The sequence below is a fragment of the Natronoarchaeum rubrum genome, from assembly GCF_024494695.1.
This window is the reverse complement of record NZ_JANHDP010000005.1, coordinates 90,074-106,018: the sequence shown is the minus strand read 5'-3', so window position 1 is coordinate 106,018 and position 15,945 is coordinate 90,074. Positions and strand designations below refer to the sequence as shown.

The window sequence follows — 15,945 nt, the reverse complement described above, 5'->3', positions numbered from 1 at the left end:
CTTCCCGTGGATTAGTCGGACACTCCCATCCGACCATCGGCCTGATAGCCTCGGGCGGTCGGGTGGGTCACGGTCGGGGCGTCCACGGCCCCCGATGCCTGCCGTCGTCGTCCGAAACAGCAAAGCCGTTTCGTGATCACGAGAGACTCCGTCTCTCGGTTGACACCTTCCGAACTTGGGGAAGGCTGTTGAGAGCAGGCACATTCCAATCGAGTTTCTTCATACATTTCACGGCGATATTGACGCTTGCACCACGGTCGCTGTGGTCTTGATGCCCACAGTCTCGACACTTGAACCGCTTCTTATTGCGGTTCGCACGCTCCGTGTGCCCGCACATCGGACACCGTTGACTCGTGTACTCGGGGTTAATCCACGCGGTCGGAATCCCCTCGAACGACGCCTTGTACGACGTATAGAACTGAAGGGAGCGGAACGGCAGGTGGTGCAAGCGTCGGTTCATCCGCGTGCCGTAGTCGATACTGTCGCGCATCTCTTTGAGGTCTTCAAAGACGATACACGGCTTCTCGAACTGACGGCTCCACTCCACGATGTGTCGGGACACCTTGTGGAGTCGGTCACGGACAAACCGTTCCTCACGCCCTTCCAGCGTATCGTGCATACTCAACTTCCCCGCGTTCTGCACGCGCTTCCGCATCGTGAAGTAGCGGTGACGCTCGAACTTGATTTCGGGAAAGTCGATAACGAGCGTGTCTTCGACGCCATCCTCGGAGAGCGCGGTGAGAGCCACGTTGTCCTCGTTCACGTCCACACCGACGACCGTCCGTGAGTCCTGCTTGTCTCGAACGGTCTGTTCGGTGTTGGTGACGTTGACGTGCAACTCGGCGTTATCGTTGTGGAATAGGGCTTCTGCCGTCCCAATCTCCCACTCGTCGCTTTCGAGAGCGGTCTTGAGAACGTCGAGGTGGGCGTCGTCGCCTTCGAGAACGCCCTTGACGTGCTTGTAGGGCTTCGCGCTGATACGGAATGCCACGTTACCGTCGTCGGTGAGCGACAGGTTGTACCCCTCTTCGTAGTTCGCACGAAGCGGGTACGCGCCGTCTTTAGTGTGGCTCGGTTGACCGAAGTCGTCGTACTCGTAGTAGTTCTCCATCGCTCCGAGTGCTTTAGCGACGACGCGCTGAGTCGTGTTCTTCACGAGGTTAGCGTCGTCAGCCACACGGTCAGGAATCGCGTCCCAGTCCACGCCCTGCTTGGCGAGACGGATTGTTTCGTTGTACGCCCACCGAGATTCGAGCGTGGCGTCTTTCAACAGACCCTCGTTGTCACTCTGGATGTCAAGTTGGAAGTCCAGAGTTTTGACGAGAGTCTGTGAGTCGGTCATTCTTCGTCCTGTTCGGTGGGTTCTGAGGTTCGGACGACTTTCACGTCGGCTCCACGCCAGCGTTTGGGGACGGTGACGTGGGCACTGTTCCCGAACGGTTTGACTTCGCCGTCGAGAACTTCCTCGCCGTCGATTTCAAAGCGATTCGCCATACCTGAGTATATCCTTTGGATATACTTAATTGTGTTGGTGGAGTTTGTTCGATATGGGTGAGAAGCGGTCGAACCACACGGTGTACAACGTCAACTGCCACTTCGTGTGGTATCCGAAGTATCGCCACGCGATTCTCGAACCAATCGAGGACTCGCTGGAAGCAAGTTTCCGCGACGTGTGCGACGAGTATGATTACGAGATACTGTCGCTCCACATCTCGCCTGACCACGTACACCTGTTCCTGTCATCCCATCCGAAGCACGCACCGAGCGAGATTGTACGGACAGTCAAGAGCATCACGGCACGGGAGATGTGGGAACAGCACGAGTCGTACTTGGAGGGGTATCTATGGGGCGGTGGATTCTGGGAACGGTCGTACTACATCGGGACTGCGGGAACCGTCTCAACGGAGACGATTGAGCGGTATATCGAACGTACAGAACACGTTTGAGTGTCGGCTTCACCCTCGGGGTCAAGCCCCGAGGCACTCGCCTTGTTCATCTGTAGACACAGCGAATTCTTTGGTCAGGTTTATTCGACTTTCTCGAAATGGTACTTCTTATGAGTGAGTCCTCAGAAACGGACCCTCCTGAATCTGGTGTGCTGATGCTCCCCTCAGTTATCTCACGCGATCTGATCGGAATCGTTCTGAGTGTCGTTGGCGCATATGGTACCTTGGTACTCCCCGGTCACTTCTGGGTGATTCCAGCCGTGATAAATGGGGGTAGTGCGATCCTGATCTTCACCTCAGATGCGACAAACTCAACAAATGCTGCGGGCTATTTCGTTGTCCTTGCATCTTGGTCATTATTGGCATTCAGTGGGCTGACAACTCGCGTTGCAATTCCAACAATGCTCACTGGTTTCTGGTTCGGATTCGAAGCAGAGCGAAAAATTTACGCGGAGCGACTCAACTCGTGAGATTCGAGTCACCCATTAGTAAATAAACACGTGAATTGAATGATGTAGATCACCCGACTTCTTTGTCGGAATAGCGAACTGGCCGCTGATCCAGCCGATAGTAGTTGTATGGATGACAAGTCATTTATAAAGATCCCCTCAATAGAGACTCATGGATACTGCTCAAGGGGAGACACACATTGCTGTGAATCATGCCGTTTCGATAGTCATTTTTGCGAGTGCTATCGGAGGATCAGTTGGATATCTCTTTACTGTTCATCTCCTCGAGTCGGTCGCATCAGAGCTCGAGGCAGTGTGGCTGACTACTGTTTTGTTCGCTGCGGTTGGGTTGTATCTCTGGGGCTATCTTCGATCGTGATCTGCTGATCCACGGGAGAAACTCTGTCGCGGAGGTCCTCACTCCTCGATTCCGCTGGCAATCCTAAGAACGCTGTCACTCATCTAATACTCGGATACCATTCGCTAGCTGTAAGTACGTCACCTGTATCGTTCACTCCTCTACGACAGCATCAACTGCATCGGGGCGGGCGATCATTACCACACCGAGCACTCCCAACAGAACGCCCGAAATATATATGTCGGCTTCAGAACCGCTTTCGACACGAAACACGAGCCACTCGAGGACAACGAAACTACTGCCGACAAGAATAGCTACCACGCCCATCGCTCTTGTCGAAAGGTCGATGTACGGCGACACGAGGAGTGCACTCGCATAGAGAAGAAGTACCCCAAACGTAGCGAGCAATTTGTTCGAAAACGGAGATTCGACAAGCACGATAAGTATCCCCGCAGTAACTGCGCCGACGAAGATGAGTAACGCACCGCTCTCCGGATTTTGAAGGTTCGGACTCACGATCCTGTAGCCAAAGAGCAGACACAGAACCACTATCCCGCCGACTGCTCGGAGCATCTCGGTGAACGAGGTGGCGTCGATAAGCGTCCTAAGGAACATCCCCGTGATAATGACTAAGATCAGTACGCCAGCCACACGTTGTGACGTGTCAAGCGGTTCCCAGGGCGGCCATTCCACTGTACCGGACAGGTAGCAAACAGCTGCTAAAAATAGTTGTGACTCCACCAACCGATGAGTTGAGTAGTGAACAGAGAGCGTCCAAACTTCACTGGTGCGTCGATGATCTGTGCTCACCGAGACCCATCAGGAGCTGTTCGCCGGTGAGGATTTCAACAGAGCCAAGCAGTTTATATCCCGATAGTCGAAGAGTATCGCCCCTCACGACGGGACAGAGGTCACCAATCGCCAGTCTCCGAATCAAAGTCGATCGTCGGTTCCTCCCCGGTCTCCTCCGTGATATCGGTGACCGTTCCGGCCGCCAGATCGACCGAAACGGAGTATTTCAGATCGGTCGGCGCGTCGCCGTTCGAGTGACGAACTCTGACGATCGCCTCGTCATCGACGTAGGTGGGGTCGCGATCGACGACGACGGCGTCGTCACGCTCGGTGAGACTATCATCCGAGAGGTTGATCTTGAAGATGCCCTCGGATTCGTTCACGGTCGAAACGTCACCGCTAATCTGCGTGGTGCTGAGCTCGTCGATTTTGTGGATCGGCTCGACGGCGAGTTCGTACTCACCCATGGCGTCGAGCGCTCGGCGAACGGTGTCGTTGCCTCGCGCGATCGCTTTGGCACGCTCGCGTTCGGCGTCCGTCAGGGGTCGGTCGCGCTCAGTGGAGACCGTGAACCGACCGTCGGTCGACTCCTCGATCTCGATCGTCGTCACGTTCGACAGATTCCGGACGACGGTATCCTCCTGACTCTGCGTGGAGAAGGTGACGTTCTGGTCGGAGACGACGAACTCCCCGCTGGGATCGTCGGCCGCGATGGGAGCGGTCACGCCGAACGCCGTCCCGATCCCGGCCAGCGCGATGCCGAGGACAGCGAGGCCGAGCAGGAAGACGAGGCGGGAGCGAACTGCCCTGATGCTCATGGACTACTGTTGGTCGAAAGACCTCATCAACACTGCGATGAAAGACGTTGGGAAGGAGTTGGAAACGCGTTTCACAGGCGTTTCACGCCGTGAGAACGGTAACTGTTAAAGTAGAGTAACAGATACAATCGCGGTATGGATCGAGGCGCCCTCCACGGAAAACAACTTCTCGCTGCGGTCGTCTTCGTCGGCGCGATTCTCGTCCTCGCGGTACAGTTGATCAACCCCTCGCCGGTGATGGTGTCGATCGGAGAGAACAGCGCCGAGGCGAATCAGGTCGGGGAGTATTTCACCTACGGCGACGTTGCGACGATCGTCGTCAGTTCGGCGCTCGGGAGCGCGAGCGGGACGTATTTACTACTCGGAGATTTCGCCCCGTCCGCCCCGCCCTCGACGACCACCGCGCCCGCCGCACCGACGAACGAACCGAACGGGGGTGCCCTATCGAGTACGGAGAGCACGGGGAGAGAACGCGAACAGCAGGATGAGCCGAACGTCCCGCTGAAAGACAACGAGGAAACGATCTATTCGCTGCTCACCGACGCCGACGGCGAGCTCCCGCAGCGCGAGATCGTCGAGGAGACCGCGCTCTCGAAAGCGACCGTCAGCCGGACGCTCGACGCGCTCGAACACAAGGACCTCGTCGAGCGAAAGCGACGCGGGATGGGAAACGTCGTCCGATTACAGTAGTTTCAAATCGTCAGAACGCGTTCCGAACGCGTTTTCAAAGGATTCCTAACTGTTACCAATAAACACCTTTCAGTTCTTTCAAACAACGACACGACGAGGCGCTTCGGGCGCCGGGACGGCGCCGCTGGATACGCAGATGCGCCGTCTCCGTGCGCTCCGAGTCGCCTCGGATAGCAGAAACTATGCGCTACAAAGCAATCGCACTCGCGGCTGCGGTGATGCTCGCTTTCGGAGCGAGCGGCGCCGTCGCCACGTCGATGACGAACGGTCCGACGGCAGAAACGCTCCTGTCGTCGGACGACGCACAGCCCGCTGACTACACCGGCGACGTCGTCGATCCCGACGACAAGCTCAGTTCGCAGGACGCCGAAGACGCCCGGGAGATCGCGTGGGCGAACGATGACGTCAGAGATCGACTCGACGACATCGAGTCGCCGTATCTCGAAGTTCTGGCGCCCTCGGACGGTGAAGAGCACGTATCCGTCCGGATCGCCGAAAACGAGACCGCACCGACGCAGGTCGTCGTCGACGTCGACCTCGAATCGGGGACCGTCGAGTCGATCGACGAAGTGGAGACGATCACGGCCGATAAGTCCCAGAGCATCGACTTCGACTCGGAGGACGTCGAGGTCGTCCCCAACGGGGCGGAGATTGACTTCGAGGACGGAGACGACGAGCCGGTGATCGAGATCCCCAGCGAAGAGATGGAGGTCGAGAACCTGAACGGGTCCGAGTACACGGTCGTAGAGGAGGGGGAAATCGAGTTCTAGGGGACGCCGCTGCAATCGATCACACGTCTCGTCGCCCCTTGATACCCGATTTTATTTTTTACCAACACGCTCGGCCGTGTTGTACGTGTAGCAACGGTCACTCCAGACAGGAGGATTCATTTATGATCATTCCGAACCCGCAAAGAGAGGCTCAACGAATGAAGATTTCCGAACAGTTGCTCTGTCTGTTTTCCGGTAATATCGAGGAACAGGACGGTAGATACGTCGTCGAGATCCCCGAACGGGAGATCGAGCTGGGCGAGGTCCGAAACGGCGAGAACTATCGAGTCGCGTTGCTCCCGCAGACGGGACAGTCGAACGAAAACGAGGAGCAACAAACGACGACTCCGGAACCGACTCGCGAACACGATCCGTCGGGCCCGCCCGTCGAGGAAGGGGAGGTCCGTGACGTGGAGATCGAGGACATCGGCGAGCAGGGCGACGGCATCGCGCGCGTCGAGCGCGGGTACGTCGTCATCGTCCCCGACACGGATACCGGCGAGCGGGTCAGCGTCGAGATGGAAACCGTTCGGGAGAACGTCGCGTTCGGCGAGGTCGTCGAACGACTGAGCTACTACGAGTAGCGCCGATCGAAGCGAAACCGCCGCACTGAGCGGCGACGATACCGAGTCATTTTCAGCGGCCGATGGTCCCCTGACGAGTGACCGGCGCGTCGGGATCGACGAGGAAGGCGACGAGCACCGAGTCCTCTCGCGCAGTGATCGTCACGTCGTCCTCGCCGACGAGCAGTCCGCTTTCGGTCCGGTCGAACGAGACGTCGTTCGCCTCGACGGCGCCGTCGAAGACGTAAAAATAGGCGTCCCGGCCCTCGATCTCGGGGAGTGCGACGCTCGCACCCGCTTCGAGGCGAGCGTCGTAGAAGTTGACGTCGTTGCGCACGTAGAACGGCGCGTCCGATCCCTCGGGGCCGAAGAGGTGGCGCCACTCGTTGGCGACCGGATCCTCGATCGAGCCGTGCTGGATGTCCGGCTGGAGATCGAGGCTGTGCGGGCGGACGAAGATCTGTAGCATCCGCAGCGGCGGATCGTCCGCGAGCGTTCGTTCCTCGTGCCAGAAGCCGCTGCCCGCGTTCATCACCAGCAGATGCTCGGAGTCGGTGACCAGCTCGTTGCCCTGCCGGTCGTCGTGACGCATCACGCCGCCGGGCACCCAGGAGATGATCTCCTCGTTCTGGTGGGGGTGCATCGAGATCAGCGTATCCGGATCCATGAACGACTCGACGACGGCCGCGAGCGGCCCGTAGCCGTGGTCGTCGTGATCCGGATGGTTCCGGCCGGGGTGGTTGAAGTGGATCCTGAACTTCCCCTGATTCTGCGAGAGCTCCGTGCGGGGCGCGTGGTACAGTCCCGCCGTAGAAGCCGAGTTCACGATACGTATACGTCGCCGCAGGAGGTTAAAGCTCGCCCGGACGTGCGTCGCCGGTGCATCGCGGGCTGGAGAGGCGTCGACAACGCATTGGGGCCGGGCAGGCGTCGACAGCACATCGCGAACTGGACAGGCGTCGACGACGCGTCGCCGGGGTCGCAACGCCTCCGGGGGATGATCGCAATCGAACGGAAACCGAAGTGTCCATAGTACGGACACGAATAGCGCTGCACAGATGATCGAGAACGTCGCGGGCGTGTACTCGGAGGCGTTCACTCCGGAGTACTTCGTCCTTCTCTGCACGGTCGGCGTCCTCACCTACGAGTTTCGGGCAGCGAGTGAAACCGAGCTCCGGCGGCTCGCCCCGCGTTTCGGCGTCGTCGCGCTCGGCTGGGGCGTCGCGTTCGCGATCTACGAGGGCGTCCCGTCGCTCGTCGGGACCGTGCCGTCGTGGGGCCTGGACTTCGCGGGGAGCCTCGGACTCGGTGCCGGCATCCTCTTCATCTGGGGGCTCTGGCGCCGGCAGCAGTGGGGCCGGCGTATGCCCGAGTTGTCGCTCCTGCTGATCGCGGCGACGGTTCCGCATCTCCTCATCACGCCGTTCTGGGACGTTTCGAGTCACGTCCTGTACGCCGCGGTGCCCGCGGGCTATCTAGCGTTTGTTGACCGCCGGTTCGTCCCGGTGCTCGTGGTTCCGATCGGGATGGTGTTCGCGCGGCCGCTGGCGGGCGCCCACACGTGGCCCGAGTCGATCGGCGGGTTCGTTTTAGGAGGGCTCGTTCTCGCCGGGGTCGGATACCTCCGGGACCGCGGACAGGAAGGCGCGGGACGGGAGACGACGGACGTCGAGCGGCTCTGATCGACGCAACGGGGCGTCACAGCTCTGCGGTCGGGAGCCGCAGTCTCGATTCGAGCGACCGACCGCGGAACGACCACAGCTACATGTACCGCGAGGGTTGGATTATGAACCATCCATGTTCCCACCGGCTGCGACGCGGGCGTCCCGGCGTCGAGGACGCCGACGCGGTACCGTGAACGAGCGCGCCCACTCGCGAAGCCGATCGCTCCGATGACTGCTTCGACGTCCATCCTGCAGTCGTCCCGGCTCCTGCTCGTCGGGCAGTTCGAGTGGCTCGACCGATTCGCGGACCGGCTATCGTCGGACGTCGACGCGACCGTAGAGACGGCTCGAACGGCGACGGAAGCGCTCGCCACCGTTCGCCGGGGAACGATCGACGGCGTCGTGAGCGAGCACGCGCTCGCGGGGACCACGGGCGTCGAGTTGATCGAACAGATTCGCGCAGAGACCGAGACGCTGCCGGTCGTTCTCGGTGCAGCGTCGGGCGACGATACCGTCGCCAGCGCAGCGATGGGCGCCGGCGCCACCGATTACGTCGCCGTGGACGATCCGAGCGAGGAGACCGTGACCGAACTGCTCCGCCGGACCGAACGCGCGGTCCGGTCAGCGCGTCGAACCGCGACCCGACGCGACCGCGCCAGGCAGTTCGAGGCGATGTTTCAGGACGATCGGACGGCGACGTGGGTGCTCGACGCTGACGGATCGCTCGTACGCGCGAACGGTCGAGCGCGTGAGATGGTCGACGAGGAGATCGCGGCCCTCGCGGGCGAGCCGTTCTGGACGCTGCCGTGGTGGGGAGGAACCGGCGCGATCCGCGACGACGTCCGGCAAATCGTCGAGACGGCGCTCGACGGCACGTTCGGCAACGCAGTCGTCTCGCAGCCTCGCGACGGCGACGATCCCGCTGTGATCGACCTGTCCGTACGACCGGTCGAGAACGAGCGAGGCGAGCTCACCTCGATCATCGTCGAAGGCGTCGACATCGGTGATCGTGTGGGCCTCGAACGCGAGCTCCGGCGCTCCGAGGAGCTCCATCGCGTCACGCTCAACAACATGACCGACACCGTCCTGATCACCGACGGGGACGGTGAGTACACGTACGTCTGTCCGAACGTGCACTTCATCTTCGGCTACACCGCCGAGGAGATCCGCGAGCGCGGAACGATCGACGACCTGCTGGGCGGCGATCTATTCGATCGCGAAGAACTCGCCGAGGAAGGCGTCCTCAAAAATATCGAGTGTACCGCGACGGACAAGGCCGGGCGCGAGCACACGCTGCTGGTCAACGTCCGCGAGGTCTCGATCCAGGGCGGCCGGCTCCTCTACAGCTGTCGGGACATCACCAAGCGCAAGCAGCGCGAGGACGCGCTCGCGACGCTACAAGAGACCGCCCGGGAGTTCCTCTACGCGGGGACCGACCAGGAGATCGCACAGCACGTCGTCGACAGCACGCCGGAAGTCGCCGACGTCGACGCGAGCGCGGTCTACCTGTTCGACGGCGAGGAAAACGATCTCCGACCCGCCGCGCACTCGCCGGCGATGGCGGAGCTGAACGGCCCGCTCCCGACGGTCCACGTCGACGGCACCGCGCTCCCGAGCTACAGCTTCGTGGAGGACGAAGCACTGTTCTTCGAGGACGTCCACGAGGCCGACCGACTCGAAAATCGGGCCACGGACCTCCGCAGCACGGCGTACATCCCGCTGGGCGATCACGGCGTGTTCGTCGCGGGTTCGTCGACGGTCGACGCGTTCAGCCGGGTGACCAGGGAACTGGTCGACCTGCTCGCCGCGACCGCGGAGGCGGCGCTGGATCGGGTCGCGAGGGAGTCCCGGCTGCGCGAACAGGAGCGAACGCTTCAGGAGCAAAACGAACAGCTCACCGCGCTGAATCGCACGAACGAGACGATCCGCGAGATCGATCACGCGATCGTCCAGGCCGAGACGCGCGAGGAGATCGACCACACGGTCTGCGAGCTGCTGGCCGACGACGACCGGTTCAGCTTCGCGTGGATCGGCGCGGTCGACCAGGCGAGCGAGACGGTCGAGCCGCGGGCGTGGGCCGGCGAGGGCCAGGGCTACCTGGACAGCCGGTCGTTCGACGTGACGCCGTCGGCAACCGAGCCCGCGGCCCGCACCGCGGCGACGGGCGACGCCACGATGGTGCCCAACGTCGCTGCCGATCTCCGCGAGGAGCCGTGGCGCAAGGAGGCGCTCGTCCGGGACTACCTCTCCGCGCTGAGCATCCCGCTGCGCTACAACGAGATCACCCACGGCGTCCTGACGGTGTACGCCGAAACCCGGGACGCGTTCGACGACACGGCCCGGGCGGTCCTGGTCGAGCTCGGCGAGACGATCGCGTCCGCACTCAGCGCCATCGAGCGCAAGAACGCGCTCCTGACGACGTCGATGACGCGCGTCGAGCTGGCGGTCGACGATCCCTCGTTCGTCCTGTCGCGGCTCGCGCGGGACGCCGAGTGTACGCTCTCGTATCACGGCGGCGTCCAGCAGACCGCCGAGGGCAGTTACGTGTTCGTCACCGTCGACGACGGCTCGGTCGAGGCCGTCGCGGCGGCCGCCGACGAACTGGTGGCCGTCGAGGAGATCCGGACGATCAGCGCCGACGGGACGGGTGGCGTCCTCAGGCTCGGACTCGCGGAGCCGTTCCTCGCGCTGGAACTGGCCGACCACGGCGCCGTCGTTCGCGAAGTGACGGCGGACCCGGCCGCGACGACGCTCGCCATCGATGTGCCGGGAAGCATCGACGTTCGGACGGTCACTCAGATCGTCCGCGGAACGTTTTCGGACGTGGAACTGCGGGCCAAGCACTCGATCGATCGGGCGTCCGAGCGCACCCTCTACGCCCGGTTCGTCGACGAGTTGACCGACCGCCAGCTCGAAGTCGTCCAGACGGCCTACTACAGCGGGTACTTCGAGTCGCCGCGTGACAGCACTGGAGAAGATGTCGCCGCGATGCTCGACATTTCGCCGCCCGCGTTCTACCAGCACGTCCGCGCCGCCCAGCGGAAGCTGTTCGCCGCGCTGTTCGAAGGGAGCCACCGACCGGTCGCCGCTGCCTCCGGCGAGGTTCAATAACGAACCATCAAGATATCCGAAGGTTCGGTAACAAACAGCCGAATATTCCCTTATACAATGATTATTCTCTGTAGAGCGACCGGGGACGAACGCCGGCGCTCGTGAACAACAATGAGAGACGTGAAAGTCGATCCGGACGAGCAGAGCCCCTACGAATGCTTCGAGTGCGGCAACATCGTCCGGTCAGCGGACAACCCGGACCACTGCCCCGACTGCGGCGGCGAGATGCGAAATCGTCGGACACCGATCGAGTGACTATGGCCGCCGACTCGGGAACTGGCGACGACGGAGCGACGGGATCGTCGACCCAGACATCGGCGTCGAACGAGCCGGAGTCAGCCGTCGAGACGGCCCGTCGGCAGCTCGGGCGCGCCGCCGACCGCCTCGACATCGATCCGAACGTGGTCGAACGGCTCAGACACCCGACGAAGGTCCACGAGGTCACGGTGCCGATCGAGCGCGACGACGGGACCGTCGAGGTGTTCACCGGCTACCGTGCCCAGCACGACAGCGTCCGCGGCCCCTACAAGGGCGGGCTCAGATACCACCCCGAGGTCTCCCGCGACGAGTGCGTCGGTCTCGGGATGTGGATGACCTGGAAGTGTGCGGTGATGGATCTACCCTTCGGCGGCGCGAAGGGCGGCATCGCCGTCGATCCGAAATCCCTCAGCGCCGAGGAAAAGGAGCGACTCACGCGGCGGTTCGCCGAGGAGATCCGGGAGGTCATCGGACCCACGATCGACATTCCGGCGCCGGACATGGGGACCGACCAGCAGACGATGGCGTGGCTGATGGACGCCTACTCGATGCAACAGGGCGAGACGATCCCCGGCGTCGTGACGGGCAAGCCCCCGGTGATCGGCGGGAGCGAGGGGCGACAAGAAGCGCCGGGCCGTAGCGTCGCGATCGTTACCGAACGCATCTGCGATCACTACGACCGACCGCTGGAGGAGACGACGGTCGCCGTACAGGGGTACGGAAGCGTCGGCGCGAACGCCGCTCGCCTGCTCGACGAGTGGGGCGCCACGATCGTCGCGGTGAGCGACGTGAACGGGGCGATGTACGATCCGACCGGCATCGACACGCAATCGGTGCCGTCCCACGACGAGGAGCCGGAAGCCGTCACCGAGCACGCCGACACGGTGATCCCCAACGACGAACTGCTGACGCTCGACGTCGACGTGCTCATCCCGGCGGCGCTGGGCAACGTCATCACCGAGGCGAACGCCGACGCGATCGCCGCGGACATCGTCGTCGAGGGGGCGAACGGCCCGACGACCTCGACGGCGGACGCGATCCTGGCCGACCGGGGCGTCCACGTCGTCCCCGACATCCTCGCGAACGCCGGCGGCGTGACGGTGAGCTACTTCGAGTGGCTGCAGGACATCAATCGACGCTCGTGGTCGCTCGAACGCGTCAACGACGAACTGGAGACGGAGATGCGCGCCGCGTGGCGCGCGGTTCGCGACGAGTACGAAAAGCGGGACGTCACCTGGCGCGAGGCGGCGTACGTGGTCGCGCTCTCGCGGATCGCGGAGGCACACGACACCAGAGGGCTCTGGCCGTAAGCCGATCGGTTGCGGCGAGCTGACCGGGCGCTCCGAGATTCAGTGCCCGGCTGCAGGCGGACGACTGCGGCCGCCGGCGCCGGCGAGCCAGCCGCCGACGCGCGCGACGACGACGCCGAGCGGCTCTGAAACGCCTCCGGACAGACGCACGTACCGAACACTCGGCGTTTTTGGGCAGCCTAAATTCCAAAGCTGTTTTATGTTCTTAGGCAGGCCTAAACCATATGGCAGACGACGCCAACGACCGCGAGGTACTGACTCGACGCGACTACGTGAAGTACGGCGGGGCGCTTGTCAGCAGCGGGCTGGTCGCTGGTTGCACCGGTGGGGGCGCCCCCGATTCTACCCCGACAACGGGAGAGAACTCGTACTCCGTGACGATAGAGCCGGTCGGCGAAGTGAACTTCGAGTCCGTGCCCGAAACGTGGGTCGCGGAGAACGCCAGTTGGGGCGACATGGGCGTCGCGCTCGGACTGGAAAAGCCGAGCGCGGTCGTCCTCACGGGCGAGTACCGGACGTGGCCCTATGAGGATATTCCGGGGCTCTCCACCAACACGGAAGACATGGTCTCACTCTGGCAGGACGGAATCTCCAAGGAAACCCTTCTGGAGATCGACGCCGACGTCCACTTCATCGACCCGAACTACATGATCAACCTCATCCCAGACTGGGAGCGTTCAGACGTTATGGAGATGTCCGAACGGATTGCTCCCTTCTGTGGCAACACGAGCTTCTCCACCTATCCGTGGCACGAAGACTACCCCTACTACTCGCTGTACGAGGCCACCGAGAAGGTCGCACGGGTATTCCAGCGGATGGATCGTTTCGAGGCGTTACAGACACTCCACGACGAGACCATATCGGGAATACGGGAGCGACTGCCGCCCGAAAGCGAGCGCCCGTCCATCGGACTTCTCTCTCCGGCGTCAACCGAACCGGAGAAGTACTACCCCTACCGGCTCGGCGACACGACCGCGTACAAGCACTGGCACGACCTCGGCGTGACTGACGCGTTTGAGGGCTCGGACATCCAGAGTTTCACGTCCGACCGTGGTACCATCGACTACGAGACGCTCTTGGAGATCGATCCCGAGGTCATGATGTTCTACACCGACAAGTACTGGACGCCTTCGGAGTTCCGCGAGACGTATCTCGAGTTCCTCCGAGACCACGGCACAGCAAGTCAACTGAGCGCGGTCCAAGCGGGCGAGGTATACCCGGCAGGCGGAATGTATCAGGGACCGATCAGCAATCTCGCGAAAACGGAGCGCGCCGCAAAACAGTTGTTCTCCGATATCTTCGACCGAGACGAGCAACTATACAGCCGGCAGCGCATCGCGGACATCCGGAACGGAGACATCTGATCGGGAGACAGGGGTGCCGGATGTGAACTACCCTACTCGCTCATCGAGGACACGTTAGCTCCGGTCGAAACTGTACTTCTCGGGGGAGTTGAACGGTGCCGCCTCACCTCATCCGCTGGCCGCGGGCGGACGACTGCGGCCGCCGTCGCCGGCGAGCCAGCCGCCGACGCGCGCGCCGACGGCGCCGACGAACGCGGAGAGGGCGAACGCGAGCACGCCGAAGACGGCAGCGGCCCCGATCACGAGGACGAGTCCGCTCGCGACGAACCACGAGGGGCCGGACAGGCCGGACGACGCCGCCAGCAGGTCGACGAGCATCAAGATCACCGGCAGCCCGCCGACGAGGCCGGTCCGGACGCCGACGCCGCGTCTCGTTCCGGTCTTGCGCTGGGCGAGGAAGCCGGCGAGAATCGCGCCGAAGAACACCGGCGCGATCGACATTTCGGAGCCCGTTTGCCAGTAGCCGAAGGCCGTGAACGGGATCGATGCCAGTCCGCCGAGGAGGGCGTACCGCCACGCCTCGCTCAGTTTGTCAGGGAGGAGGTCATTCAGGACCATATGAACAAATTATGTTTTGCTAACGTATAGCTGTTGGTCGGCAGCGTCCCGGACAACGATTGGTGATACTGCAGCACCGGGTGGAATCCCGAGCGAGACGCCGACGGTCGGCCGCTCGGGGCGACTACGCATGGTATCGTTCGCGGTGGATCTCTTCTGTCTCGCCGCCGTCGGTCAGCGTCACGACGACCTCGTCGCCCGCGGGATCGATGCCGACGGTGAGGTGCGTCACGGTGTCGGCCGGTTCGACCGACGTTTCGTCGCCCCGAACCGTCGAGGCGACGGCGAGTCGGTCGCCCGTCTGGCCGCCGCTGAACTCGACCCGGGCGACGGCATCGAGGAGGGCATCGTCGCGGTCCGTGTCGAACGTCACGTCGTCGACGGCCCGATCGGACGGCGGGTACTGCTCGCGGTGGACCGGACGCGTCTCGCCGTCGATCGTCGCGGTCACGAGCACCTCGTCGCCCGCGGGATCGAGCGAGAGGTCGAAGTAGGTGATCGCCTCGGGCGTGCTCGACGACCGGGAGGAGTAGGCGGTCTCCGCCGCGGCGGTTACGCTGTCGGCCACCGGCGAGTCGACGAAGTGGACGCGTGCGCGATCCTCGTCGGGGTAGAACGTGACCTCGTCGACGACGCGCGCGTCGAACGGCGACGGGTCGGCCGGCTCGTCGCTCGGGTCGCTGGCGTCGTCGCTCGCTCCGAGCGCCCGCGCGAGAATCGTCCACTCGCCGTCTGCCGTGACAGTCGCGGCGCTGAACTCGGTCGTCACGCCGCTCTCGTCGGTCACCGTTACGTCGACGACCGCCGTCCGCTCGCCCTCGAGCGCGTCCGCGATCGCGTCGCGTTCGACGCCCGAGGCCTGCAGGACCGGCGCCGAGAGGACGGCTTCGAGCGTCACGTCCCGGTCGACGGTCTCGGTCTCGATCTCCGCGACCGAGTCGTCGTTCAGCAGCCACTCCTCTGCGTTGTCGGCGTCGAGATTGTCCGGGTGGAAGGGGTGGACGGGGTGGAAGTACGCGCCGACCGCGGCCGGATCGTCGGCCTCCGCACTGGCTTCGACGTACTGTCGAAGCGTCGCCGCGGGCGACCCGGACGCGTCGTCGGCGTCGTCGTCTGACGAGTCTTGCTCGCCATCGCCGGACTCGTTGCTCGGCGCGTCGCCGCCGTCGGCGTCGGGGTCGTCGTTTTCTACGGCGTCGCCGAGACAGCCTCCGAGGGAGGCGCTGGCCGCGATCGCTAGTCCGCTGAGGTACCGTCGTCGCGTCGTACGGGGAGCCATTTCAGTTCGGGATTG

Annotated in this window: 16 protein-coding genes and 1 pseudogene; 10 read left to right on the top strand and 7 right to left on the bottom strand. The window is 63.0% G+C overall.

The annotated features are described in order from the left end of the window. Nucleotides 1-11: 11 nt before the first annotated feature. Nucleotides 12-1,342, bottom strand: a pseudogene (locus NO931_RS14075) (RNA-guided endonuclease InsQ/TnpB family protein). Beyond that, nucleotides 1,339-1,494 carry a DUF2080 family transposase-associated protein gene (locus NO931_RS14070; protein WP_007540613.1) on the bottom strand — a complete coding sequence of 52 codons (156 nt, stop codon included), beginning with the start codon at nt 1,492-1,494 and terminating at the stop codon, nt 1,339-1,341. The pseudogene NO931_RS14075 and the gene NO931_RS14070 overlap by 4 nt, the downstream one beginning before the upstream one ends. Nucleotides 1,495-1,547: 53 nt before the next feature. Here NO931_RS14070 and tnpA point away from each other — a divergent pair, with 53 nt between their 5' ends. Together tnpA and NO931_RS14060 are read left to right on the top strand one after the other, a co-directional pair. Beyond that, complete coding sequence (gene tnpA / locus NO931_RS14065; protein ID WP_256392983.1) at nt 1,548-1,946, top strand: IS200/IS605 family transposase; 399 nt, start codon at nt 1,548-1,550, stop codon at nt 1,944-1,946. Nucleotides 1,947-2,056: 110 nt separating this feature from the next. Then, a complete protein-coding gene (locus NO931_RS14060) occupies nt 2,057-2,416 on the top strand; it encodes a hypothetical protein (protein ID WP_256392982.1) in 360 nt (119 codons plus the stop codon). 490 nt (nt 2,417-2,906) lie between these two features. Here NO931_RS14060 and NO931_RS14055 read toward each other — a convergent pair whose 3' ends face one another. Then, nucleotides 2,907-3,446: a hypothetical protein gene (locus tag NO931_RS14055; RefSeq protein WP_256392981.1), complete on the bottom strand. Its 540-nt coding sequence runs from the start codon at nt 3,444-3,446 to the stop codon at nt 2,907-2,909. Nucleotides 3,447-3,664: 218 nt separating this feature from the next. Further along, nucleotides 3,665-4,363, bottom strand: a complete 699-nt coding sequence (locus tag NO931_RS14050) for a hypothetical protein (RefSeq protein ID WP_256392980.1) — start codon at nt 4,361-4,363, stop codon at nt 3,665-3,667. 135 nt (nt 4,364-4,498) lie between these two features. Here NO931_RS14050 and NO931_RS14045 point away from each other — a divergent pair, with 135 nt between their 5' ends. The 3 genes from NO931_RS14045 (at nt 4,499) to NO931_RS14035 (ending at nt 6,407) form a co-directional block, all read left to right on the top strand. Then, nucleotides 4,499-5,053, top strand: a complete 555-nt coding sequence (locus NO931_RS14045; RefSeq protein WP_256392979.1) for a helix-turn-helix transcriptional regulator — start codon at nt 4,499-4,501, stop codon at nt 5,051-5,053. A 182-nt stretch (nt 5,054-5,235) separates the two neighbouring features. After that, a complete protein-coding gene (locus NO931_RS14040; RefSeq protein WP_256392978.1) occupies nt 5,236-5,823 on the top strand; it encodes a hypothetical protein in 588 nt (195 codons plus the stop codon). A 158-nt stretch (nt 5,824-5,981) separates the two neighbouring features. Continuing rightward, complete coding sequence (locus NO931_RS14035; protein WP_256392977.1) at nt 5,982-6,407, top strand: TRAM domain-containing protein; 426 nt, start codon at nt 5,982-5,984, stop codon at nt 6,405-6,407. Nucleotides 6,408-6,459: 52 nt separating this feature from the next. On the opposite strand, the gene NO931_RS14030 is transcribed toward NO931_RS14035, so the two are convergent. Continuing rightward, nucleotides 6,460-7,212 carry a pirin family protein gene (locus tag NO931_RS14030; RefSeq protein ID WP_256392976.1) on the bottom strand — a complete coding sequence of 251 codons (753 nt, stop codon included), beginning with the start codon at nt 7,210-7,212 and terminating at the stop codon, nt 6,460-6,462. Between the two features lie 232 nt (nt 7,213-7,444). Between NO931_RS14030 and NO931_RS14025 the strand changes: the two genes are divergently transcribed. The 5 genes from NO931_RS14025 (at nt 7,445) to NO931_RS14005 (ending at nt 14,093) form a co-directional block, all read left to right on the top strand. Next, entirely contained in the window at nt 7,445-8,068 is a 624-nt protein-coding gene (locus NO931_RS14025) for a hypothetical protein (protein ID WP_256392975.1), read from the top strand. Between the two features lie 210 nt (nt 8,069-8,278). Beyond that, nucleotides 8,279-11,161 carry a bacterio-opsin activator domain-containing protein gene (locus NO931_RS14020; RefSeq protein ID WP_256392974.1) on the top strand — a complete coding sequence of 961 codons (2,883 nt, stop codon included), beginning with the start codon at nt 8,279-8,281 and terminating at the stop codon, nt 11,159-11,161. 111 nt (nt 11,162-11,272) lie between these two features. Continuing rightward, nucleotides 11,273-11,416: a rubrerythrin-like domain-containing protein gene (locus NO931_RS14015; protein ID WP_256392973.1), complete on the top strand. Its 144-nt coding sequence runs from the start codon at nt 11,273-11,275 to the stop codon at nt 11,414-11,416. A gap of 2 nt (nt 11,417-11,418) precedes the next feature. Beyond that, nucleotides 11,419-12,729 (top strand): glutamate dehydrogenase GdhB, encoded by a 1,311-nt coding sequence (gene gdhB / locus NO931_RS14010; RefSeq protein ID WP_256392972.1) that lies wholly within the window; start codon nt 11,419-11,421, stop codon nt 12,727-12,729. 224 nt (nt 12,730-12,953) lie between these two features. Next, nucleotides 12,954-14,093, top strand: a complete 1,140-nt coding sequence (locus NO931_RS14005; protein ID WP_256392971.1) for an ABC transporter substrate-binding protein — start codon at nt 12,954-12,956, stop codon at nt 14,091-14,093. Between the two features lie 108 nt (nt 14,094-14,201). On the opposite strand, the gene NO931_RS14000 is transcribed toward NO931_RS14005, so the two are convergent. Beyond that, a complete protein-coding gene (locus NO931_RS14000) occupies nt 14,202-14,651 on the bottom strand; it encodes a DUF5518 domain-containing protein (protein WP_256392970.1) in 450 nt (149 codons plus the stop codon). Nucleotides 14,652-14,775: 124 nt separating this feature from the next. Next, nucleotides 14,776-15,930 (bottom strand): hypothetical protein, encoded by a 1,155-nt coding sequence (locus tag NO931_RS13995; protein ID WP_256392969.1) that lies wholly within the window; start codon nt 15,928-15,930, stop codon nt 14,776-14,778. Between the last annotated feature and the right edge of the window lie 15 nt (nt 15,931-15,945).

Coding starts and splice junctions, on each gene's coding strand:
- NO931_RS14070 (WP_007540613.1), bottom strand. CDS start 1,494: ATGGCGAATCGCTTTGAAATCGACGGCGAGGAAGTTCTCGACGGCGAA.
- tnpA (WP_256392983.1), top strand. CDS start 1,548: ATGGGTGAGAAGCGGTCGAACCACACGGTGTACAACGTCAACTGCCAC.
- NO931_RS14060 (WP_256392982.1), top strand. CDS start 2,057: ATGAGTGAGTCCTCAGAAACGGACCCTCCTGAATCTGGTGTGCTGATG.
- NO931_RS14050 (WP_256392980.1), bottom strand. CDS start 4,363: ATGAGCATCAGGGCAGTTCGCTCCCGCCTCGTCTTCCTGCTCGGCCTC.
- NO931_RS14045 (WP_256392979.1), top strand. CDS start 4,499: ATGGATCGAGGCGCCCTCCACGGAAAACAACTTCTCGCTGCGGTCGTC.
- NO931_RS14040 (WP_256392978.1), top strand. CDS start 5,236: ATGCGCTACAAAGCAATCGCACTCGCGGCTGCGGTGATGCTCGCTTTC.
- NO931_RS14035 (WP_256392977.1), top strand. CDS start 5,982: ATGAAGATTTCCGAACAGTTGCTCTGTCTGTTTTCCGGTAATATCGAG.
- NO931_RS14025 (WP_256392975.1), top strand. CDS start 7,445: ATGATCGAGAACGTCGCGGGCGTGTACTCGGAGGCGTTCACTCCGGAG.
- NO931_RS14020 (WP_256392974.1), top strand. CDS start 8,279: ATGACTGCTTCGACGTCCATCCTGCAGTCGTCCCGGCTCCTGCTCGTC.
- NO931_RS14015 (WP_256392973.1), top strand. CDS start 11,273: ATGAGAGACGTGAAAGTCGATCCGGACGAGCAGAGCCCCTACGAATGC.
- gdhB (WP_256392972.1), top strand. CDS start 11,419: ATGGCCGCCGACTCGGGAACTGGCGACGACGGAGCGACGGGATCGTCG.
- NO931_RS14005 (WP_256392971.1), top strand. CDS start 12,954: ATGGCAGACGACGCCAACGACCGCGAGGTACTGACTCGACGCGACTAC.
- NO931_RS14000 (WP_256392970.1), bottom strand. CDS start 14,651: ATGGTCCTGAATGACCTCCTCCCTGACAAACTGAGCGAGGCGTGGCGG.
- NO931_RS13995 (WP_256392969.1), bottom strand. CDS start 15,930: ATGGCTCCCCGTACGACGCGACGACGGTACCTCAGCGGACTAGCGATC.